The sequence below is a fragment of the Photobacterium sp. TY1-4 genome (assembly GCF_025398175.1).
Classification (GTDB): Bacteria; Pseudomonadota; Gammaproteobacteria; order Enterobacterales; family Vibrionaceae; genus Photobacterium.
The window spans coordinates 2,493,591-2,516,534 of sequence record NZ_CP099734.1; the positions used below are offsets into that span (position 1 = coordinate 2,493,591).

21 protein-coding genes are annotated in these 22,944 nt (G+C 55.6%); 8 read left to right on the plus strand and 13 right to left on the minus strand.

Going from position 1 to position 22,944, the window contains the following annotated elements; genetic code table 11:
* Positions 1-50: 50 nt before the first annotated feature.
* Positions 51-488, minus strand: coding sequence for a YcgN family cysteine cluster protein (locus NH461_RS11670; protein WP_261600517.1), 438 nt, complete (start codon positions 486-488; stop codon positions 51-53).
* A gap of 233 nt (positions 489-721) precedes the next feature.
* On the opposite strand from NH461_RS11670, the gene NH461_RS11675 reads away from it, so the two are divergent.
* Entirely contained in the window at positions 722-970 is a 249-nt protein-coding gene (locus NH461_RS11675; protein WP_261600518.1) for a YkgJ family cysteine cluster protein, read from the plus strand.
* 48 nt (positions 971-1,018) lie between these two features.
* Here the strand turns inward: NH461_RS11675 and NH461_RS11680 are convergent, their stop codons facing one another.
* Both NH461_RS11680 and NH461_RS11685 read right to left on the minus strand, forming a co-directional pair.
* Complete coding sequence (locus NH461_RS11680) at positions 1,019-1,267, minus strand: TIGR02647 family protein (protein ID WP_261600519.1); 249 nt, start codon at positions 1,265-1,267, stop codon at positions 1,019-1,021.
* Between the two features lie 190 nt (positions 1,268-1,457).
* Entirely contained in the window at positions 1,458-2,318 is an 861-nt protein-coding gene (locus NH461_RS11685; protein WP_261600520.1) for a Tim44 domain-containing protein, read from the minus strand.
* A gap of 258 nt (positions 2,319-2,576) precedes the next feature.
* On the opposite strand from NH461_RS11685, the gene NH461_RS11690 reads away from it, so the two are divergent.
* From NH461_RS11690 to NH461_RS11700, 3 genes are all read left to right on the plus strand, one after another.
* Entirely contained in the window at positions 2,577-2,984 is a 408-nt protein-coding gene (locus NH461_RS11690; protein WP_261600521.1) for a TM2 domain-containing protein, read from the plus strand.
* 263 nt (positions 2,985-3,247) lie between these two features.
* Positions 3,248-3,850 (plus strand): TetR/AcrR family transcriptional regulator, encoded by a 603-nt coding sequence (locus tag NH461_RS11695; protein WP_261600522.1) that lies wholly within the window; start codon positions 3,248-3,250, stop codon positions 3,848-3,850.
* 12 nt (positions 3,851-3,862) lie between these two features.
* Positions 3,863-5,737: an MFS transporter gene (locus NH461_RS11700; protein WP_261600523.1), complete on the plus strand. Its 1,875-nt coding sequence runs from the start codon at positions 3,863-3,865 to the stop codon at positions 5,735-5,737.
* A gap of 127 nt (positions 5,738-5,864) precedes the next feature.
* Here the strand turns inward: NH461_RS11700 and menE are convergent, their stop codons facing one another.
* From menE to NH461_RS11725, 5 genes are read right to left on the minus strand one after another with little or no spacing between them, the layout of a single operon-like run.
* Positions 5,865-7,343, minus strand: coding sequence for an o-succinylbenzoate--CoA ligase (gene menE, locus NH461_RS11705; protein ID WP_261600524.1), 1,479 nt, complete (start codon positions 7,341-7,343; stop codon positions 5,865-5,867).
* On the minus strand, positions 7,328-8,308 hold the full coding sequence (gene menC / locus NH461_RS11710) for an o-succinylbenzoate synthase (protein ID WP_261600525.1): 981 nt from the start codon (positions 8,306-8,308) through the stop codon (positions 7,328-7,330). Before menC ends, menE begins: the two co-directional genes overlap by 16 nt.
* Positions 8,309-8,317: 9 nt before the next feature.
* Complete coding sequence (gene menH / locus NH461_RS11715; RefSeq protein WP_261600526.1) at positions 8,318-9,115, minus strand: 2-succinyl-6-hydroxy-2,4-cyclohexadiene-1-carboxylate synthase; 798 nt, start codon at positions 9,113-9,115, stop codon at positions 8,318-8,320.
* The gene (gene menD / locus NH461_RS11720; RefSeq protein WP_261600527.1) at positions 9,099-10,847 is read right to left on the minus strand and encodes a 2-succinyl-5-enolpyruvyl-6-hydroxy-3-cyclohexene-1-carboxylic-acid synthase; all 1,749 of its coding nucleotides are present in this window, start codon (positions 10,845-10,847) and stop codon (positions 9,099-9,101) included. Before menD ends, menH begins: the two co-directional genes overlap by 17 nt.
* Positions 10,844-12,199: an isochorismate synthase MenF gene (locus tag NH461_RS11725; protein WP_261600528.1), complete on the minus strand. Its 1,356-nt coding sequence runs from the start codon at positions 12,197-12,199 to the stop codon at positions 10,844-10,846. Before NH461_RS11725 ends, menD begins: the two co-directional genes overlap by 4 nt.
* Positions 12,200-12,542: 343 nt before the next feature.
* Here NH461_RS11725 and NH461_RS11730 point away from each other — a divergent pair, with 343 nt between their 5' ends.
* The 3 genes from NH461_RS11730 (at position 12,543) to NH461_RS11740 (ending at position 15,889) form a co-directional block, all read left to right on the plus strand.
* Entirely contained in the window at positions 12,543-13,757 is a 1,215-nt protein-coding gene (locus NH461_RS11730) for a pyridoxal phosphate-dependent aminotransferase (protein WP_261600529.1), read from the plus strand.
* A gap of 180 nt (positions 13,758-13,937) precedes the next feature.
* Positions 13,938-14,522 (plus strand): 5'-deoxynucleotidase, encoded by a 585-nt coding sequence (yfbR, locus tag NH461_RS11735; RefSeq protein WP_261600530.1) that lies wholly within the window; start codon positions 13,938-13,940, stop codon positions 14,520-14,522.
* Positions 14,522-15,889 carry an anti-phage deoxyguanosine triphosphatase gene (locus NH461_RS11740; RefSeq protein WP_261600531.1) on the plus strand — a complete coding sequence of 456 codons (1,368 nt, stop codon included), beginning with the start codon at positions 14,522-14,524 and terminating at the stop codon, positions 15,887-15,889. The genes yfbR and NH461_RS11740 overlap by 1 nt, the downstream gene beginning before the upstream one ends.
* Before the next feature lie 162 nt (positions 15,890-16,051).
* Here NH461_RS11740 and NH461_RS11745 read toward each other — a convergent pair whose 3' ends face one another.
* The gene (locus tag NH461_RS11745) at positions 16,052-16,663 is read right to left on the minus strand and encodes a tRNA-uridine aminocarboxypropyltransferase (protein ID WP_261600532.1); all 612 of its coding nucleotides are present in this window, start codon (positions 16,661-16,663) and stop codon (positions 16,052-16,054) included.
* A gap of 10 nt (positions 16,664-16,673) precedes the next feature.
* On the opposite strand from NH461_RS11745, the gene rrtA reads away from it, so the two are divergent.
* Positions 16,674-17,240 (plus strand): rhombosortase, encoded by a 567-nt coding sequence (gene rrtA, locus NH461_RS11750; protein ID WP_261600533.1) that lies wholly within the window; start codon positions 16,674-16,676, stop codon positions 17,238-17,240.
* Between the two features lie 250 nt (positions 17,241-17,490).
* Here the strand turns inward: rrtA and NH461_RS11755 are convergent, their stop codons facing one another.
* From NH461_RS11755 to lon, 4 genes are all read right to left on the minus strand, one after another.
* A complete protein-coding gene (locus NH461_RS11755; protein ID WP_261600534.1) occupies positions 17,491-17,781 on the minus strand; it encodes a ComEA family DNA-binding protein in 291 nt (96 codons plus the stop codon).
* 145 nt (positions 17,782-17,926) lie between these two features.
* Positions 17,927-19,816, minus strand: coding sequence for a peptidylprolyl isomerase (gene ppiD / locus NH461_RS11760; protein WP_261600535.1), 1,890 nt, complete (start codon positions 19,814-19,816; stop codon positions 17,927-17,929).
* A gap of 217 nt (positions 19,817-20,033) precedes the next feature.
* Entirely contained in the window at positions 20,034-20,306 is a 273-nt protein-coding gene (gene hupB / locus NH461_RS11765) for a nucleoid-associated protein HU-beta (RefSeq protein WP_261600536.1), read from the minus strand.
* A gap of 220 nt (positions 20,307-20,526) precedes the next feature.
* A complete protein-coding gene (lon, locus tag NH461_RS11770) occupies positions 20,527-22,899 on the minus strand; it encodes an endopeptidase La (protein WP_261600537.1) in 2,373 nt (790 codons plus the stop codon).
* Positions 22,900-22,944: the final 45 nt, after the last annotated feature.

Below are 22,944 nucleotides of genomic sequence, written 5' to 3' on the forward strand. Positions count from 1 at the left end.
GAGTATTGATAAAGTCGCTACGGTTAAACCCTTGAAAACCCTTGTGCGGCCTAGCCTCGCAATGGGTGATTCAGAATGTGGTCTTCCCAGTCGATCACATCAATCTCGTACACCACTTTATTGCGCACGGACTCATCGGCTTTATGCATCGCTTCTTTCGAGCCGGTTAACAGCGGATGCCACTCAGGCAGGGACTTGCCTTCTGCCAGCAGACGATAGGCGCAGGTTTCCGGCAGCCAGACAAACTCATCAATTCGTTCACGCGTCAGCTTCAGGCACTCTTCACCAGACGCAAAACGGTTCGGGTAATCTTTGCAAGAGCAGGTTTGATCATCAAGCAGACTACAGGCGACGTTGGTGTAGTAGATTTCATCCGTCTCATCATCGATCAACTTATGCAGGCAGCACTTGCCGCAGCCATCGCACAAAGACTCCCATTCCTGATCCGTCATTTCTTTCAGATCTTTCTCTTGCCAAAAATGTACCATAACACCCGCCTTGTCTTGATTGCTCCCCCTGGCCAGATTCACCAAGGAGGCGGTTTTATAGCCGCCACACCAGCAAAGTGCAAGCCTTTCCTTGGGATCCCGCCAGATAAATCAATGCAATAAGAGTCATTCTTATTTACTGGCCTCCTCGGGAATAATTTTTGATCCCAACGTGGAAAAGTGATAGCGTTCGCCCCCGTTTCATTGAGGTTGCTATAGAGTATAGGTGGGTTATGGAGTGTCGATTAGGTTGTGGGGCTTGTTGTATCGCGCCGAGCATTTCGACGCCAATTCCGGGAATGCCAACAGGCAAACCTGCCGGTGTCCGTTGTATTCAGCTGAATGAAAAAAACCTGTGCAAGCTGTTTGGTCAACCAGAACGCCCCGCAGTTTGCCATCAGTTCAAGCCGTGTCCGGATCTATGCGGCAGTACCAACCAGCAGGCGCTGACCAATATTACCGAGTTGGAAAACATGACCTGAGGGCCATGTTTTCCGTTTGTGTTCAATGACCCGGTTCAGTGACTGGCTTTAAGCAACTTCAACTTTCCCGGTCAGGATCCGCAGTGCCGATTTCGCATGCTCGACCGCCTGATGGCCGGAATACGTCAGATAGCCACCGTCTTCATTTGTCACCAACCCTTTGTTAAACAACCGTTTGGCTGCTGCAATCACCGTCGGCGAAGCGTCATGATGGACCTTCAACCCTTCCCGGTCGCTATGCATCGGAAACTTCACAAGCAGGTTCATTTCATCAACCAATTCTGGGGTATACGACATAGTCACCTCATTCATTATTGCGTATGACTTAATACTAGCGGCTCCGGCCAGGAAAAGTAGGAAGGCAGATCATTTCAGGTGCACATAACGCCGCAAAAAAGCGATCTGTTTCAAAGAACTGAAAATAAAAGAAAACCGCTCCTGGGAGCGGTTTTCTGTTCGTAGGTGACTCTATCCCTTAGGACAAGCGTTAAGCTTGGATCCCGACAATCAGCCAAGGCGCGTTCGGAGCACGCAGATCGCGCTCCAGGTGCCAGACATCCGTGATCTCTTCCTCTACGTCCTCGTGACGATCTTTGTAGCGACCAGAGAACTTGACGCTCAGTTGCGCCACATTGGCGTCGTAGTCGGCACGAACCAGTTCCGCATCAACATACATCACTTCAGTATGTTGCTCCCCAGTCAGCTTGGCACGCTCAGCAGCCAGATCTTCCATCAGCGCCGGGCTGACGTACTCGCGGATCGTTTCCAGCTCATTGTGGTTCCATGCGCCTTGAACCGTACGGTAGTGTTCACGGGCACCGTTCAGGAAAGCATGCATGTCAAAGCCCGGAGGCAGGTTGAACGGCACATCGCTGTCAGTTGACGTGTAAGCCGGCTGAGACGAGAAACCGCCCTGCTGCGCTTCCGGCGCGGCTTGACGGTACTGATGCTGCGAATTACCGGCGTATGCTTCTTGATGGCCCATCGGCGTACGCTTCGCGCCGCGCATGGTTTTGAACAGTTTAAAGATCACAAATGCGATCAGACCGAAAATCAGGATATCCATGAACTGGATCCCTTCAAACGCACCGCCAAAGAACGCCGCCAGCAGGCCACCGGCCAGCAAGCCGCCCAGCAGACCGCCCATCAGGCCCTTCTTGCTGGATTTACCAGCCGTGGGTTGTTGCTGTTTCAGCGTGTCCGTTTGTTGTTGTTTTTGTTGTGCCGGGGCCGTTTTATGAGTCTTACCAAACGACTTACCACCGCCAAATTTCTTTGCATACGCATCCGTCGGGGCCATGAATGAGACCGTCAGGATCAATGCAAAAATCGTGAAAAAGCGTTTCATTGAAATGCATACCTTTGCCAATTAGATAATTTGCATCCTAACGCTAACCTCCCGAATGTCAACTTAACCAACCGGGCAAATTGTTACGAACATTTAACTGCGTCGTTTCTGAAATAATAATGACCAAATCCACCGTTGAGTTCAACGACAAGCCGCTGATTTCAATACATTCCATTTCGGTAGACTGCCAAGGAAACATTTACTGTCATCCCCGCTTGCGACTATCCTTTAGATCACTTCAGTCACAGGTAGAAGATAATGCAAGATACTCACAGCAAACTGATTGGCTATTTATTGTGGATTTTTGGTTTTACCGGCGCCCACCGCTTCTATTACGGTAAACCGGTGACCGGGACGATTTGGTTTCTGACGCTGGGCCTGCTTGGCATTGGCTGGCTCATTGACCTGTTTTTAATTCCGTCGATGGATCGCGAAGCCGATCTGCGCTTTCAAAGCGGGGATATCGACTACACGGTCGCCTGGTTGCTGCTGACATTTCTCGGCGTGTTCGGTATCCACCGGATGTATATGGGCAAGTGGCTGACCGGGATCCTTTACTTCCTGACGCTGGGCTTTTGCCTGATTGGCGTGCTGGTTGATTTCTGGACACTCAACGACCAGATTTCCATCCGCAACAGCGAAAACGCCGGTCGCAACCCTGCGTAAGGCCACAGCCTTTACCAGGCGCTCCGACCGGGTCACGGTACGGGATATGACAGAAGTCACATCCCCTTCAGCTCTCCCGGCCCGGTCCGGGTTTCAGCTTGACCCCCGAAAGAGGGAGCCACTAGAATATTGAACATCGTTCTATACTATTTTTGCTGCCCGTCAGCAGCGTATCCCCTTTTGCTTACTCTGGGACCGCTCGTGGTCTGTACTCATATTACAATTATCAGAGTAAGGCACTTTAGCTTAAGAGAAATGATTCGATGGCAAGACGAAACGACCATACTCGCGAAGAGTTGGTAAGTATGACACTGGAGCAAGTCAAAAACTTTCTCGACCAACAACCACACCACGAACTGAGTCTGCGCAAGATCGCCGCCATGATCGGCTATGTTCCCAGCACCCTGGTCAATGTGTTCGGCAACTATAACCTGTTGTTGCTCCATGCCGTGGCTCAAACCCTGGATGAACTGTTTGCGGAGGCCGCCGCCGAAATGCAGCATGTCTCCGCGCCAGAAGACGCCCTGCGCCGGCTCGCCTATTGCTATCTCGATTTCGCCCAGCGCCATCCGTACCGCTGGCAATTGATTTTCCAGCATACGATGAATGGTGAAGAGCTGCCGGAATGGCAAGCGGAGCGGATTAATAGCATGACCGGCATGCTCGAAGCCCTGATCCGCCAGATCACTCCGAACAAATCCGATGCGGCGATCCTTGAGGTCAGCCGGGTCTTGTGGGCCGGCGTTCACGGCATCACCCTCCTGAGTGTGGACGATAAACTCTTTACCGCCATACCGGTCGATGGCAAAGCCTTGATCGATAACCTGATCGATACTTATCTTCATGCCTGGCAGGCAGAGGCCTAAACGGAGACAGACATGAACAGCAAGCCCCAAACACGCCTGTTGACCCAGCGACGCTTTCTTCCCTATTTTCTGACCCAGGCTTTCGGGGCGTTCAACGATAATGTCTACAAGAATGTACTGCTGATCCTGATCGCGTTTGCGGCGCCTGGCGCCCTGCCGGTTGATTCTGATTTGGTGATCAACCTGGCGGCCGGGTTATTTATCCTGCCGTTTTTCCTGTTCTCAGCGTCCGCCGGGGTACTGGCCGACAAATACGACAAGGCGCTGATCATGCGCAAAGTCAAATTCGCCGAAATTGTGATTATGTCGTTGGCGGCCGTCGCCTTTATCACCGAAAGCTACACCGCACTGCTGATCCTGCTGTTTCTGATGGGGACGCAATCGGCTTTCTTCGGCCCAGCGAAATACGCGCTGCTGCCGCAGCACCTGAAAAAAGAAGAGCTGGTTTCCGGCAACGCCCTGGTCGAAACCGGGACATTTCTGGCCATCCTGATCGGCACGCTGCTGGCAGGGATCATTGCCAATCAACCGCATGCCCATACCATTGCCGCGGTCAGTGTGGTCGCGTTTGCCATCATCGGCTATACCAGCTCACGCTGGATCCCGGATGCGCCGCCCAGTAAACCGGACAGCCACTTTCACTGGCACCCGGTGCGCCAAACCCGCCATACGCTGTCGATCGCCCGGCGCAATAAGACCATTTTTCAGTGTGTGCTCGGGATCAGCTGGTTCTGGTTCTTAGGGGCCAGTTATCTCACCCAGTTTCCGAATTTTGCCAAGCTTCACCTTGGCGGGAACGCCGCCTCGGTTTCATTCCTGCTCACCCTGTTTTCGGTCGGGATTGCGATCGGCTCCCTGCTGTGTGATCGCCTCTCAGGTCATCGCATCGAACCGGGGATCGTCCCGCTCGGCAGCCTGGGGATCACCTTGTTCGGTGCCGATTTGATGTTTGCCACCCCGGCAATAATCCCTGTTACCGACTCCATTACAGCATTTATCACCCAACCGGAGCTGTGGCGGGTCTTCTTCTCACTCACCATGCTCGGCGTCTCCGGCGGAATTTTTATCGTCCCCCTCTACGCCATGATGCAAAGCCGGGCCAAAGAAGATGAACGGGCCCAGATTATTGCCGCCAATAACATCTGGAATGCCATTTTTATGGTCACCAGCGCCATTACGGCGATTGTCTTCCTGTCGGTGCTCGGCTTGTCGATCCCGCAGTTTTTCCTGTTCCTGTCGGTGGTGAACCTAGTGGTGATGCTGTACATCTACACCCAGGCGCCGGATTTTTTCTGGCGCTTTATGGTCTGGCTGGTCAGCCACACCCTGTACCGGGTACGCCATAAGGATCTGCGCCATATCCCGGCCAAGGGTGGTGCGCTGATCGTCTGTAACCATGTCAGCTACATGGACGCGCTGTTACTGGCCGGTGCCTGTCCCCGTCCGATCCGTTTTCTGATGGATAAAGATATCTACAACATGCCGTTCATCAAGAGCTTCTGCTCGGCGTGTAAAGTGATCCCAATTGATGCGACGGACCGTCGTTCCGTAATGAAAGCTTTTACCCATGTTAATCGTTATCTGGAACAAGGTGATGTGGTCTGTGTGTTCCCGGAAGGACAACTGACCTATGACGGCGAAATCGGTCCCTTTATGCGTGGCATCGATCTGATCATCAAACGCGCGCAGGTGCCGGTGATCCCGGTCGCATTGCAAGGGTTGTGGGGGAGCTATTTCAGCCGGGAAGGCGGACGGGCACTGTTGAAACTACCGAAGCGATTCTGGTCCCGGGTCCATATAGTCGCCGGGCCGCCGGTTGAAGCCGCGCACGCCAACAGCGCGATGCTGAGGGAACAAATTCTGGCGCTACGGGGCGAGCACCGCTAGCGGCCTCTGGAGGAACCAGAACAATCACCGAACCGGAACCAGAACCACGACCGAGCCAGCGCCCTCATCACGCTGGCTCCATCACAACACAAGCATCACAGCTTGGTACACCTCCGGACAAACCACCTTAGTCAAGGGGTTGATGAGCCAACCAATCCGCCAGTTTTCGCCGGGATATTTTGATCCCGCCGCCCGATAAATGCTCCGGCAACTTCAGATAATGGACCGGACGGCGAAACGCCGTCACCTGCGCCGCCATATATGCTTTTAACGCTTGTGTGAAAGGTTCGCTCAGCGGGGTCGTTGCGGTTTTCGTCTGAATCAGGGCCACTGGACGCTGCCCGTATTCCGGATCGGCGATCGGCAGCACGATAGCCTGCGTCACCTCGGGGTGGGCCAACAGGACCTGCTCGATCGATTCCGGCTGCACATTCTCGCCACCGGAGATAAACATGTTGTCTGCACGCCCGTGGATCACCAGCTCCCCGGCCTCCCAGTGAGCCAAATCTTTGGTGGCAAACCACGCCTGTGCCGACAACGGCTCAATGTGCCGCTGGCGATAATAGCCCAGCGCCAGGGTCTCGCCACGCACATAAATTTCGCCATCCCGAATAGTTAGCTCCCGGTGTGGCAGCAACATACCAACCCCAGCGCGTCCGTCGGCCCGTTTGGCCGTTACTGTCGAGGCCATCTCCGTCATCCCGTAGCCACACCAGCAGCGGATCCCGGCTTGTTCCGCCTGCTCGGTCAGGCTGACCGGGATCATCGCCCCGCCGAGCAAGACTTCCTTCAGCGCAAACTCCGGCAGCGCAAATCCCGGGGTCGCTGTCTCGGAGGCAGAATCTGAACGTCCGTCAACACATTCATCCGGATGTGCAGCCAGCAGCCGCTGAAGCTGGGTCGGCACCAGAGACGCGTGCGTCACCTGCAACAGCGCCCGGTTCAGGGTACCCGCATCTGCGACCCTGAGCCGGGCGCCGCGATACAACCAACGCCAGAGGATCGCCATACCGGAGATGTGAAACAGCGGCAGCGACAACAGCCAGCAATCATCGGTTTGATAATCCATTTGGGTCAGCAAGCCCTGCGCGCTGGCCAGATGCGTCCGGGCAGCATGCACCACGGCTTTGGGAGCGCCGGTTGAGCCCGAGGTCAGAGTCAGGGTCAGCGGCCGCTCCGGCTGCCAGTCAATGTCAATCGGCAACGCCGCGTCGCTTGTACGAAGTTCAATGGCTGAATAACGCGCTGAAATCTCAGAGATCGGCGCAGGCGTCCAGAGAAAATCGCAATCGAGACGGCGCAGTTGCGCCGCCAGCTCCGGCGGGCTGCTTTTCGGGTTCAACCCCACCGAGCGGGCCCCGACGCGCATGACCGCCAACAGCAGCCACACCAGTTGGATCGAATTCGGGGCAACAATCGCCACCAGATGATCCGGTTTGACGCCCTGCGCTACCAAGCCAGCGGCATAGCGTTCAACCTCTCGGGCCACATCGTCCCAGTTCCACCAGCGCTCCCCCTCAGTCAGGGCAAGCGCATCCGGCTGCGCCGCCGCCCAATGTTGCCAGGGCCAGGTGGCAAACTTAGCGGCTGCTAGTGCTGCTGCCATACCACCTCAAGCGAAGACAAGGGTGTGATCGGCAACGGACACTCCGGCCACGGGGTTTCTAACTGAGCCAGGAACAACTGCATGGTATCCAATCCCGGTACCACCTCAGGGGTTTGCCAGGCTGCAAGCCGGGCCAGTTGGTTCAACCCGAGGCTCGATTCCAGACTTGAGCTGATCACCGGGATCAGCCCCACTTCCCGCGATGCCGCGACCAGCTCCAGACAACGCTGCACCGAGCCGACCAGCGTTGGTTTAATCACAATCGCCACCACGCCCGGCTCGGCTTTCACCGTGAATCCCGGCTCGCGCACGGTTTCATCCCAGGCAATCGCAATGCCGGTCTCCTCGGCAAACGCCAGGCTTTCTGCTGGTGTACGGCAGGGCTCTTCCAAAAAGGCGATCCCGGCCCGGTGTTGCGGCGCGACGTACTTGGCAAACTGGCGCGCTTTGAGCGGGGTCCACTGCCGGTTGGCATCCAGGCGCAGACGAATCCCGGGGATCGCTTCAATAAACATATTGGCGATCATCCCGTCGCGCACCGCCTCGTACATACCGACTTTCATTTTGGCCACCGGCTGACCCGAATGTTGGCTCAAGCGCTCCACCAGCTCATCCGGATCGCCCGAGCACAGCGGAGCAACCTGATAATTCCCTTCCGTCGGTAAATCACCCGTCAGCTCCAGCAGCGCCATACTGAGACCAAACGCCACGGAAGGAAACGCGCCGGATAGATCCCATGAACCGTCGGCCTGCCATTGGGCCAACAGGGCCTGGGCCTGCTCACCGGCTTCCGTCAACGACTCGGCACTGAACTCCGGCAAGGGAGCGATTTCGCCATAGCCAACACGGTCCCCGTCCCTGAGTTCAACCACCCAGCCTTCGCGGGTTGCCAGACGCTGGGAGCGCAGAATCACCCCCGAGTCCATCGGTAACTGATATTGATAAAGTGTCGCGTGACGTGTCATATTTTTCTTCTACTGAATTGAGTTTAAAAACTGCTGCAAGACCGTGAAAAATGCATCCGGCCGCTCGACGTGTACATTGTGTCCGGCCCCCGAAATCACGCTGACGTCCAGCGCGCTCGCCTCGGCCAGTGCCCGGAACTTGATATCCTTGTCCCCGCAGAGATAGTGGATCGGCAAATCCAGCGCCGCCAAACCGGGCAGTAACATCGGCTGGTTCGCCAGCGACGTTGCCCGCAGCATCTGCGCAATCCCCGGACCAAACAGATCCTTGCGCTTGCGGATCAATTGCTGTTGTTGCACCGCATCGAGCGAAGCAAAAACCGGCTGCCGATACCAGTCTTTCAGCACCGACTCAGGTGGCTCGGCCATAAAGCGCTGCGCCCAATGTTCGTCATTGGCCTGACGCACCTCTCGTTGTGACTCAGGTAAGCCAAAATGACCGCCTTCAAGCACCAACCCGGCCAATGTTGGTCCGTTCGACGGACGTGGCTGACAGGCGTGATACATCGCCAGCCGCGCGCCCATCGAATAACCAATCAGGACATAATGTCGGATTTCTCGCTGGCGCAAGGTCTCGATGATTTGCCGGTTGGCGTCCTCAAAACCCGCGGCGGTGATCTCCCGACTATGACCGTGACCAGGCAGGTCGATGGTCAGACACGGATACGCCGAGCACTGTTGGATCACCGCCGCCCAATCCCGGCCGGTGCCGAGCAGGCCATGGAGAAATACCAAGACCGGCGGGGATGACGGGCTGTGCTCCGCGCGATCCCCCACATGGCCAAACACTTCAGAGTAAAGGGGCATTTTTGACCTTCGCAAACAGGGCTTTCAGCTGCTCCCCGCTTTGCCCCGGTGGCGTTTTTACTTCGATCAGCGTGGCTCCGGGACGACTGAGTCCCTGACGACAAGCCAACGCCGCTGCTTCCAGCGTGGCCGGACATTGATATGCCAAACCAAACATCGCGGCGGCATGGTCAAACGCCAGTCCATGAGACATCCGGTACAACGGCTCCCGCTGCTGGTCCGGAACCGGCAACAAATCAAAAATGCCGCCGCCATCATTATTGGTCACGATGACCACCACCGGCTGCTCACTGCGGCCCAGCAGCGCCAGGGAGTTCAGGTCGTACAGCAACGAGGTATCCCCCAATGCACACAGCAATGGGGTCTGTCTTGCGCGCTGGACCCCGGCCGCGGTGGCAATCAGACCATCAATGCCCGAGGCCCCGCGATTGGCAAACACCGCGGTATCGGGCAACTGACCGCACATATCCAGCAGCCGGACAATCAGGCTATTGCCCAGAAACAGTTCGGTGTCCGGCGTCAGCCAGCCCGGCAGGTGCATCGCCAGCGTGACTTCATCCAGCGTATCTGCACGTTCGGCCAGTTGACGAAAATAGGCTTTTGAGGCCTGTGCTAGCGACGCGGCCCAGCCGTGATAAGGGGATTCATAAATCTGCTGCGCAGCGGCTTCGGCCCAGGCTTTCACGTCCGCGACAATCCGTCGGCTGCGACGGTGCGCGGGGTCCAGCCGTTCGGTCAGCGGATCCACCAGCCAGTATTGTTGCCACTGGCGGGCAGCAATGACCCCCAGTAGCCGTTTTGACACCAGCCGGGCACCAAACTGGACAATCACCTCAGCCTGATTGAGATACCGGCGACAGGCGTCATTTTGCAGCCACGCATCATAGCCCGCCCAGTCACTGGAGCCGCCGGACTGAGGATCGGCCAACAACGGCCAGCCCAGTCGCTCAGCCAGCGCTTTGACCGCACCCAGCTCCCCCGGTGCCAGCCGACCGGCAACAATCACGCCCTTCTGGGCCACCAACGTTGACCAGAATGCCGGTTCAACCCACACCGCACCACTGTCGGCACGCTGGAACCGGGTATAGGGCTGGGTATCTTCCTGCCAACTCCCCAGTGCGGCCAGGTACGCAGTAAAGTTACCGCCTTCGCCATACAAGGGCTCCGGATAGTGACAATTGAAATGAACCGCGCCGCCCCGCTGAAATTGCTGGAACATTGCGGCATCAACGGTCGTCAGCAACCAGCTCGGACAGATATCCAGGCTGGGTGACGGAATATCATGGCAGGCCGTAACATGGTCGGAAAAGATCCCCACCTGCCGGATCGCCTGATTCGCACCGCACTGGATCAGCTCCGGGGGCCGGTCTGAGGTTAGCAGCACCAGCTTCTCGCCGGTCAGACCGGCTTCAGCGACTGCCGGTAACAGGTTCGCGACGGCCGTTCCGGAGGTGACGATGACCGCCACCGGAGCCTGAGTTGCTTTCGCCAACCCCAGCGCCATAAACCCGAGCCCGCGCTCATCAAAATGGGTGTGAAGCATCAGCCGGGGATGATGGTCGGCCGCCAGAGTCAACGGCGTCGAGCGCGAGCCCGGTGCAATACAGACATGCGCCACCCCAAGGCGGGACAATTCTTCGAGCATCAGCTGCGCCCAAAGCCGGTTCAACCCGGCTCGGTGATCAGTCGTGGCATCAGGTTGTAATGCCGGTGTCGTTTGATCAATGTTCATGCCGTATGACGCTCCCGGTGTGGTTCACGGGTTGAAGACTCACCCGGGGTTCCGGGTGCTGTGCTCTCCGCCCCAAGCAGGTGGCTGAGGGTCTCGGTTTTCCGCTCCAGCTCCTGCCACTCACTGGCCGCGGTTGAGCCGGGCACAATACCGGCGCCGGCAAACAGGTGTAATTCATCGCCCTCCAGCAAGGCACTTCGGATTGCGACACAAAATTCACTCTGCGCACATCCGATATAACCGACCGCCCCGCTGTACCAACCGCGGGCAAACGGCTCATGGGCCGCAATAAAGGCCAGGGCTTCATCCCTTGGCAGACCGGCAATGGCTGCCGTCGGCTGCAGGGTGTCGAGCAGCGCCGCACTGGTCACCTCAGCATTCAGTACGCCGGAGATTGCCCGTTTGAGGTGCTGAACCTGCCGCAACCGAACCAGCGTCGGCGTCTCGGCCACATCCAGCGTCGCGCCACAGGCAGCCAGTCGCTGGACGATATCATCCACCACCAGCTGGTTTTCATAGCGGTTTTTGCCGTCTTCCAGCAACCACTGCGCCAGCCGGTAATCTTCCGCTTCGTTCTGGCCCCGAGCGATCGTTCCGGCCAGGGCTTCAGTGCGGCAATGCGCTTCCTGGCGCAGAAACAGCCGCTCCGGCGTCGAGCCGACGAAACCGTGCCGGGCATCCTGGGCCATCATAAAATGAAAGCTGTGGTGATTTTTTTGGCGACTGGCCTGAAGCAACTGGGCCGGAGAGATGCTGCCATCCAGCGACAAGGTTGTCCGACGGGCCAGCACCACCTTATCCAGCGCACTGGTTTCAATGGCATGCAGGGCATCATCCAGCATCATTGACCACTGGTCGAAATCCGGGCTGTCGGTCCGCTGACGGATCCCGCTCCGAATTGCCGGAACCCGTGCAACAGACGGCACCAATCGCCGCAACTGTTGCACAGTCCCGGCCTTGTCCGCCGGATCCAGGTTGGCTGCCAGCTGCCAGCCCTGATGGGTCTGGATCAGCTCCATCACCGGCAGGAAAAAGAAAGCAGACTGGCAGTAACGGTTACGCGGCGTGAGTCCGTCGAATGAACGTCCGCCCCACACCCGCTGTTGGCCGTCAATTGACTGCTCCGCCAGCGCCGGATCGGAAAAAGTCTCAAGCTGACCCAACGCCACCACAGTTTCCTGCGTGTCACGCGCTTGCCAGAAGAATTTCGGAAAAATAGGTTGCGAGTCCATCCAGCCGATCATATCGGCATGGGCCGGCCAGCAGAGCGGCACGCTGACCCGGCGTGTCGATGGACCGGCACCTTGAATCAATTCTACGAGAGATGTAATGGCAGTTTGTATTCCGGTCAAAAAAACCTCACTCAACGCTCTGTCAGTCACGGCATATCTAAAGCGATTATAGAGAGGCAACTCACTTTGGATATTGTTCCAGCTCAATATTGGCCAATACTTTAACCACATAATATATGTGCCATTAGCGGACGCCAAATGCAATTTGACTAATATGTTTCCGATTGCAGGAGCCATCTCCTTCACCGCACTCGGCTGCCAGCAGAGAATCATGCCAGTAAAAAAAGAACTTAATTATATATTCCCCTTTTTTTCATTATTTTTTCCTGCCGACCCTTTATTTATCACAATTCCTTAGTGTAATTTGTTGTCATTAGATAACAATTCGCGCAGGAAAACCGCAATGCACAACATCGGGATGTCATCCAAGTTAAATAACGTTTGCTACGACATACGGGGGCCGGTCCTGAAACAGGCCAAGCGTATGGAAGAAGAAGGGCATAAAATCCTGAAACTCAACATCGGAAACCCGGCCCCGTTCGGTTTCGATGCCCCGGATGAGATCCTGGTCGACGTGATCCGCAATTTGCCGACCTCACAAGGCTACAGCGACTCCAAAGGCATATACTCGGCCCGCAAGGCCGTGGTGCAGCACTACCAGAAACGCGGATTGCTGGATATGGATGTTGAAGACGTCTACATCGGCAACGGGGTGTCCGAGCTGATCATGATCGCGATGCAGGCGCTGCTGAACAATGGTGATGAAATTCTGGTCCCGGCGCCGGACTATCCGCTGTGGACTGCGGCCGTATCGCTCTCCGGCGGAAACGCGGTGCACTATACCTGTGACGAAGAGGCCGACTGGTATCCGGATCTGGACGATATCCGCAGCAAAATCACGCCCAATACCCGCGGGATAGTGCTGATCAACCCGAACAACCCGACCGGCGCCGTGTACAGCCGGGATTTTTTGCTGGAAGTGGTTGAAATTGCCAGACAAAATAAACTGATTATTTTCGCCGATGAGATTTACGACAAGATCCTGTACGAAGGCGCGCAGCACCACTCCATCGCGCCGTTGGCCGAAGATGTCTTCTGTGTCACCTTCAACGGCCTGTCCAAGTCTTACCGGGTGTGTGGCTTCCGCGCCGGCTGGATGATCCTGTCCGGACCACGCCATCTGGCCAAGGGCTATATCGAAGCCCTGGAGATGCTCTCATCCATGCGCCTGTGTGCCAATGTACCGATGCAGCACGCCATTCAGACGGCACTGGGCGGCTACCAGAGTATTAATGAGTTGATCCTGCCCGGCGGACGATTGCTGGAGCAGCGGGACAAAGCCTATGACATGCTGACGGCGATCCCCGGGGTTTCCTGCGTGAAGCCGAAAGGGGCGCTGTACCTGTTCCCGAAACTGGATCAGAAGAAATTCAATATTGTTGATGATGAACGCATGGTGCTGGATTTCCTGCAACAGGAGAAAGTCCTGGTGGTGCATGGCACTGGTTTTAACTGGAAACAACCGGATCACTTCCGGATTGTTACCCTGCCCCGGATTGATGATCTTGAAATGGCCATCAGCCGACTGGAGCGGTTCCTCCATAACTACCGCCAGTAACCCGTTCTCGCCCCGGCACACCACCGGGGCTTTTCTTTATTTTTCTGTTACCTTAATAATCCTGAACTGAATCCGGCGTTATCTTCCCTGAACGGATACGCAAGACGGGACATTGCGCCTGCCGCTTGAAGTCGTTTGGGTATATCCTAAAAACACGCCTGACCGCTGAGTTGTACACATATGAAACAAAGTCATTTTTTTGCCCACCTGGCCCGAATGAAGCTGATCCAGCGCTGGCCGCTGATGCGGTGCGTATCGAGTGAAAATATTTCTGAGCACAGTCTGCAGGTTGCCTTTGTCGCCCACGCACTGGCACTGATCAAAAACCGCAAGTTCGGCGGCAACGTCAACCCAGAGCGCATTGCCCTGCTCGGCATGTTTCATGACACCAGTGAAGTGCTGACCGGCGACATGCCCACCCCAATCAAGTATTTCAACCCGGCGATTGCCGAGGAATACAAAAAGATTGAGCTGGCCGCAGAGCAAAAGCTTCTGTCCATGCTACCGGAAGAGTTTCAGGATGATTATGCACCGCTGCTCGACAGCGAACGAATTGATCAGGCAGACTACGCCATTGTAAAACAAGCAGATACATTATGTGCTTACCTCAAGTGCCTTGAGGAGCTCAATGCCGGCAACCATGAATTTACCCAGGCCCGAAAACGTCTCGAGGACACCCTGGCTGCCCGAGAAAGTCCTGAAATGACCTATTTCCTGGCAACCTTTGCCGACAGTTTTAACCTGACGTTGGACGATATCAGTTAATGAAGGAATATCAGCACCATCCCGAGTGGGAAAGCCGTATCAGCAACGAGCAGAAAATGCGGCGCAATGATCACCGCTCACCTTTCCAGCGTGATCGCGCGCGGATTTTACACTCCGCCGCGTTTCGCCGCCTGCAAGCGAAAACCCAGGTCCATGGTGCCGGCCACCACGATTTCTACCGCACCCGGCTGACGCACTCGCTGGAGGCCTCCCAAATCGGAACCGGCATCGTGGCCCAGCTGAAAATCAAGCAACCCGATTTCAAAAGCCTGCTGCCGTCCACCAGCCTGATGGAGAGCCTGTGCCTGGCCCATGACATCGGCCATCCACCGTTCGGCCACGGTGGTGAAGTGGCGCTGAACTATATGATGCGTGAGCACGGCGGGTTTGAAGGCAATGCCCAGACATTCCGCATCGTCACCCTGCTTGAGCCGTACACCGAACACTTCGGGATGAACCTCTCCCGCCGCACCCTGCTTGGTCTGCTGAAATATCCGGCGCTGATCAGCACCACCCGGGCGCAGGAGCAACCTCCGGAAGTCAGCCAGTTCCGCCATCTGCGCGCCAAAGACTGGCATCCGGCCAAAGGCATCTACAACGATGATCACGCCACACTTGACTGGGTGCTGGCCCTGCTGTCGGATCATGACCGCCAACTGTTCAGCCAGATGCGCCAGCCGCGCAACCACCCGACTGACCAGTTAAAGACCCGGTTTAAATCGCTCGATTGCTCCATCATGGAGCTGGCCGACGATATCGCTTATGGTGTCCATGATCTGGAAGATGCGATCGTCATGGGGATTGTGACCCGCGAGCAATGGCATGAAGCGGCGGCCAGCCAGTTGGCCGAAAGCGGTGAACCCTGGCTGGAAACCCATATCGGCCACCTCAGTGAACAACTGTTCGGGAGCCACTATGAGCGTAAAGATGCCATCGGCGCTTTGGTCAATGCCCTGCTCACCGCGATCCATATTGCCCCGTCGATTCAAAATGGCGTCGACAGCTTTGCAGAGCCGTTGTTGCAGTGGAATGCTTTCCTTTCTGAGCCCATGGAGCGGGTCCTCACCATCCTCAAGCACTTCGTCAGCGAATATGTGGTGAAAAAGCCGGAGATCCAGTTACTGGAATACAAAGGCCAGCAACTGGTGATGGCGCTGTTCGATACCTTCGCAGCCGACCCCGAGCGCCTGCTGCCGACCGATACCCGCACCCGCTGGATGGCTGCCGCTGATCGGGGGGACAACGCCCACCGCGTCATTGCCGATTATATTTCCAGCATGACCGATGGCTACGCCCAGCGGCTGTACAGCACCTTATTCCACCCCAGCGCCGCGGTCGGGTTCAACCATGAGGGACAAGGGTTTTAACTTACCCTCTCAATCAGCGAGCAGGCGTCCGGCAAACCCCGGCGCTGTGCTCGCTAGAAGCCTGCTCATGTGACTTACACCCGTTCGTTTCTCTCGCGCCAGAATCGTTTCTCTCGCACCAAAATCACTTTACTCGCACCAGTTCGCCTCACTCGCATCGCCTTATTCGCAGTAGTTGCGCTCAAACACCCCAGGCGGCATATGGCGGATCTGATCGTCAATCATCTGCTCAAACGCCTCGAGCAGCGGGTGGAACTTGCCTTCACCTTCCAGCGCTGTCAGAGCCAGATAACCAGCCTCAACCGTGGAGACGCCCTGCGCTTTGGGCGATTTTCGGATCCGGTAGTTCCCCTGCTCCACGTTATCCAGCGTAACCGTTGGTAGCGCCTGCAAATTTTTCGACAACTGCCAGATCTTATAAGCTTTCTTCCAGGTGCCATCGAGCAGGATCAATGTCCGGTGCCGGGAGCCGGATTGGGACTCACCCGCCAGCCGGGAGATCGGTATGGCTGTCTCTCCCGGATAAACCAGATAGGCATCCCGCTCCCGTTGCGCCAGCAACGCATTCAGTTCCGAATGTTCTGAGAAGTCCTCCCCCACCCAAAGCCGGGCATTGGGGAGCGACAGAGTCAGGATCCGTGCCGTTCCGATTGCCCGCTTCACCTCAGAAGGGTGTTGTAATATCCACAGTTCAGTTTTAGCATCAAGAACTTGGATCCAACGGCAGATGCAGGCCTTTTTCGCCTTACCACACTGCTCACAATATCGGCTCATCGAGGTAACCTTGTCTCTTCGTATTTATCTATCGCTCGCCGCCCTGTTGCTGGCCCTCACCCAATGGCCGCAGTTCCAGCTCTGGCTGGCCTGGGATCGCCAGGCGATTGTTCACGGCGAAATCTGGCGGATCCTAACAGGAAACCTCACCCATACCAATTGGCCGCACATGATCATGAACACCCTGGCGCTGGCTATCATCAGTTTTATTTTCCGGGCGCATATTCGCCTCAAGCCCTACACCGGGCTGTTACTGGGATTATCCGTCCTGGTCGGGCTCGCCATTCTGGCCAGTGAAATTCGCTGGTATGCCGGTTTGTCCGGGGTCCTCCACGGTGTATTTGCCTGGGGTGCGGTCAAAGATATCCAGACCCGGCAACAAGGCGGGTGGCTGCTCTTACTTGGCCTGGGAGGAAAGATCGGCTGGGAGCAGATCGCTGGTGGCTCTGCCAGCTCTGAAGCACTGATTGGCGCCCGGGTTGCCACAGAAGCCCATTTAGCCGGCGCACTGGCTGGAGTGGTGATCGCCGTGAGCTGTATCGCCTGGCAGGGTTCCCGGAAACGACACGACGTATAGCCGGCAACATCTGAAGCCAACGCGACAGCAGCGGGCTCACTCGCCAAACTATCTGCGATCAAATCAATCTCGGATCCAACGATTGTCTATCTAGACCATCTTCTGGCTAGACACTCTCTGACTGAACCCTGCTCTGGTTAAACCATTTGTGTTCAAAAAAAGAAGCCCGGCGGTGCAGGTACACCCCGGGCTATGATCACCATCTTACTTGCCCATCCTCAACGGGTCCGGATCCGGGCCTTAGCCCAACTTACAATTGAATCCGACCGCGGTTTTTCTCAACCGTCGCCGTTCCAATGCCGTTGACCTTGGTTAAGTCCTCCACCTCGGTAAAGTTCCCGTGTGCTTCGCGATAGGCAATGATCTTCGCCGCCTTATCCGGACCGACCCCAATCAGCAGGGTATCGAGCTCTTCCGCATTGGCAGTATTGATATTGACTGTAATCGCGATCCCTTCATGGGGATCCTGTTCGGCCAGGGCAGCAAATGGGGACAGACAAAGTGTCAAAGCAAGCATCAGGCTGTGTATCAGTTTTTTCATTTCAAACCTCGTCTATTTGATTTCAAAAGAACTGATCCGCAGATTAATCCCTCTGGCCACAGAGACGCGCTGAAAATGACAGGCAGACGCCGAAAAAACGACGGGCCGCACAATGGCGGCCCGTCAAGTAATCACTCGATTACAATTAGTTTTCAACTGCATCCAAAGTTGGATAGCTGACATCAGCGGTATCACGCAACACTTCCAGGGTCGCCATGATATCGCGCTGCGCGTTCATCTGCTCAACCTGGCCAGCCAGTTGGCTATCAGTTGCTATCGGCGCGACATTCGCTTCAACGACCGCATCCAGTGCGATGATCATCACGTTGCCCTGCGCATCACGTGTCATACCGTAAACGGGCTGATCGGCTTCCGGCTTTGCCAGGCCAAAGGCAACACGAGACAGCATCGGATTTGCGCCGGTACGCTCAATCGTTTGTGCGTCACTAAAGCTCAGATCTTCCTGTGCCAGAATGCCGGTATTACCCTCACGCAGTGCAGCAATCACGGTATCCGCTTTATCCTGCGCAGCCTGCTCACCTTTTTGGGTCGCCAGCTGCTGACGCGCCGTCTCTGCCACCTCTTCAAACGGCAACAGGGTCTCTTCACGCGCGTCATCCACCCGGACAACCACTACATGCTCAGGACCGACTTCAATCACTTCTGAGTTCAGACCATCCTCACGCACTTCAGGACTATCCAGCGCCTGCAGGACTAAAGGATTCGCCAGAATCCCCGGTGCTTCATCATGGGCAAAGAAGTCTGTGTGACGCACTTCAGCATCGACAGCCTTCGCAGCATCATCCAGAGAATCCGGCATTTCGAAAGCCGTTTCCGCCAGTTGGGTTTGCAGATCGTAGAACGCTTCAGCAGCCCCCTGCTCGCGCAGATCAGCCAGGATCTCTTCGCGAACTTCAGCAAACGGCTTCACTTCTGAGGTCTTCACATCATCCAGTTTGATGATATGGAAACCAAAGGACGATTGAACCAGCTCGGAAATCTCACCCGGGCTCAGGGCAAACGCAGCATTTTCAAACGCCGGATCCATCACCCCGCGCTCGAACCAGTCCAGCTGGCCGCCATCTTGACCGCTGAAGGTATCATCAGACGCAGTTTTCGCCAGCTCAGCAAAATCATCCCCCTGCTTCAGCTGTGCCAGCAGGGCTTCCGCTTTCGCCTTCGCTTCTTCGCTGTCACCCTGGATCAGGATATGGCTTGCTTTACGCTGTTCCGCCGTCGCATATTTATTGCGGTGCTCATCGTAGTAAGTTTTCGCCTCAGCTTCAGACACGTTCAGCGTTTCTTTCAACCTCTGGCCGGACAATTCGATGTAAGCCACCTTCACTTGCGCCGGGCGGGTAAATTGCATCGGGTTCTGCTCGTAATACGCTTTGACTTCCTCGTCCGTGATTTCGACACGTTTTTCGAAATCAGCCAAGTCCAGGGTCAGGGAGCGTACCACACGCTGTTGCTGCTCCAGTTTGGTCAGGGCAGTCAGCTCATAGTCCAGGGCAAAGTCACTGCTCTGCAGCGCACCCAATAGTTGCTGGCGCAGCATATCAGTACGGATTGTCTCTGCGAAGCGATCCGGGGTGTACCCGGCACGGCGCAGCAGGCTGTTATACAGTTCGTTGTCAAACTGGCCTTCACGCTGGAACTCCGGCATCGTCACGATTGCCTTGCGAACCTGCTCGTCGCTGATCCGCATGCCCAGCGTATTCGCACGCTCTTCAATCAGCACATCGTTGACCAGACGGTCAAGCACACTGCGACGGAACTGCTGGACATAAGCCGGATCACCCATCAGGGTATTGAAGTAATCGCCCAACTGCGACTGCATCCGGTTACGTTCATTCTGATAAGCCTGCTCGAACTCACGCTGGCTGATATTCCGGTCATCAATTTTCGCGGCAACCGGCTCACCACTACCGGCAAGATAGCCACCGACACCGGCAAAAATAAAAGAAAAAATAATCAGGCCAAGAATGATCTTAACCCAAATGCTGCTAGCGCCTTCGCGCATACGCTCCATCATAGTCTGCCGTATCTCCTGCTTAATTCGATCGGGCACGGGGTTGTGAAGAATGCTTTAGGTCCCGGAAACCAGGTCCAGACACAACAAATATCACACAGTTTCAAAGTAAAAAAAGCGCATCAACCTGATGCGCCTTCGTTTGCATGCCAGGGTGACACAAGGTGTGACAACCGACATCGATCATTGTTCAATCCTAACAGCGCTAAAATAGCGACAGTTAGTTTACAGAATCTTTCAGCGCTTTACCTGCTTTAAAGCCAGGAACCTTAGCTGCTGAAATCTGGATCTCTTCCCCGGTTTGCGGGTTACGACCGGTGCGCGCTGCACGCTCGCGAACGGAGAAAGTACCAAAGCCGACCAATGCAACCTGCTCACCCGCTTTCAGCGAGTCAGACACTGCGTCAATGAAGGCATCCAGCGCACGGCCAGCAGACGCTTTGGAAATATCTGCATTTTCAGCGATTTTATCAACTAACTGAGTTTTGTTCACGATTTCATCCCCTCTATGAACCTTGTCCGTTATCCACGGTGACCATCACTTGTCAGGTACGGACAAAAAAAGATATCAGGCCTAAGTATATCAGTACCGAACACCTGAGATACGGGTAAGTATTGATATTATTGGGCTCACAGCCAAATCAGACCTAACTTATAGCGATACAAAAAAACGCTGACAAGGCTTTTCGCGCTTGAAAGCGTTTTTTCATGAGTTAACTTTGCTGCATGTCACTGTTTTGCGCGTTGACCAGCTCAATGCCTGTCGGGTTGTTCTGCAGTGCAACCGTGAGGACCTCATCAATCCAGCGAACCGGACGCACTTCCAGATCAGCAATCACGTTATCCGGGATCTCTTCCAGATCACGTTCGTTCTCTTTCGGGATCAGGACCGTTTTGATGCCGCCGCGATGCGCCGCCAGCAATTTCTCTTTCAGGCCGCCAATCGGTAACACTTCACCACGCAGGGTGATCTCACCCGTCATCGCCACATCCCCGCGGACCGGATTACCGGTCAGGCTGGACACCAGCGCGGTACACATGGCAATCCCGGCACTTGGACCGTCTTTCGGCGTTGCCCCTTCCGGAACGTGTACGTGGATATCCCGTTTCTCGTAGAAGTCTTTGTCGACGCCCAAACGCTCAGCACGGCTGCGGACCACCGTCATCGCAGCCTGAATCGATTCCTGCATCACATCACCCAACGAGCCGGTATAGGTCAACTTGCCCTTGCCCGGCATGGATTCTGTTTCAATCGTCAGCAGATCGCCGCCCACTTCGGTCCATGCCAGTCCAGTAACCTGACCCACACGGTTGCTCTCTTCCGCCTTGCCGTAATCGAAGCGTTGCACACCCAGATAATCCTTCAGATTCACCTGGCTGATAGACACTTTTTTGGTTTCCGGATTGAGCAAGATCTCTTTCACCGCTTTGCGGCACAGCTTGGAGATTTCTCGCTCCAGGCTCCGCACACCTGCCTCGCGGGTGTAGTAGCGGATAATCCCGATCAACGCCGAGTCGTCGACCTCAATCTCACCCAGCTTGAGGCCATTCCGCTTGATTTGTTTCTCAAGCAGGTGACGCTTGGCAATGTTGAGCTTCTCATCTTCGGTGTAGCCCGACAAACGAATCACTTCCATCCGATCCAGCAACGGACCCGGAATATTCATCGAGTTTGAAGTCGCCACGAACATGACATCTGACAGATCGTAATCCACTTCCAGATAATGATCGTTAAAGGCGTTGTTCTGCTCCGGATCCAGCACTTCCAGCAGCGCCGAGGCCGGATCGCCGCGCATATCGGACGACATTTTGTCGATTTCATCCAGCAGGAACAGCGGGTTCTTCACCCCGACTTTGGCCATCTTCTGGATCAGCTTGCCCGGCATTGAGCCGATATAGGTCCGGCGGTGTCCCCGGATCTCAGCTTCGTCACGCACGCCACCCAAGGCCATGCGGACATACTGCCGACCAGTTGCCGCAGCAATCGACTGTCCCAGCGAGGTTTTACCGACCCCCGGTGGACCCACCAGGCACAGGATCGGACCTTTCAGCTTATTGATCCGGCTCTGAACAGCTAAGTACTCCAGAATCCGCTCTTTGACGCGCTCCAGACCATAATGGTCGGCGTTGAGCACTTCCTCGGCCTTGGCCAGGTTTTTCTTCACTTTCGAACGCTTGTACCAAGGTACACTCAGCATCCAGTCGATATAACCGCGCACCACGGTGGCTTCAGCGGACATCGGCGACATCATCTTCAGCTTCTGCAGCTCTTGCTCGGTTTTTTCCCGTGCCTCAGCCGGCATCTTGGATTCGTCGATCTTTTTCTTCAGCGATTCGAATTCGTCCGGCGCGTCATCCAGCTCACCCAGCTCTTTCTGAATGGCTTTCATCTGCTCATTGAGATAATACTCGCGCTGGCTTTTTTCCATCTGCTTTTTCACGCGGCCGCGAATGCGTTTCTCGACCTGCAGCAGATCAATCTCGGATTCCATCATCGCCATCAGGAACTCAAGCCGTTCCGTGATCTCGATAATTTCTAAGACTTTTTGCTTGTCCGCCAATTTCAACGGCATGTGGGCCGCGATGGTGTCTGCCAGGCGGGCTGCTTCGTCAATACCATTGAGGGACGTCAGCACTTCCGGCGGGATCTTTTTGTTCAGTTTGATAAAGCCTTCAAACTGATTGATCGCGGTACGAACCAGAACTTCCTGCTCACGCTCGTCCATCTCCTGGGTCACCAGAAATTCAGCGTCGGCGACGAAGAATTCATCATCGCGCAGGTTATTGACCTTGGCGCGCTGCTGACCTTCTACCAACACTTTCACGGTGCCGTCAGGCAGCTTCAGCAACTGAAGAATCGTGGCAACTGTACCGACACTGTACAGATCTTCAATCGCAGGCTCATCGGTTGCCGCTTCTTTCTGGGCAACCAGCAGGATCTGCTTATTGTCATCCATTGCCGATTCCAGGCAACGAATAGATTTATCCCGGCCTACAAACAATGGAATGACCATATGAGGGTAGACCACCACATCACGCAGTGGCAGAACGGGGATCTCAAGGCGTTCCGAACGCTCCAGGTTCATATTCTTCTCTCTTCCGTTCAATCTCTTTAACTGAGTATATGGGGG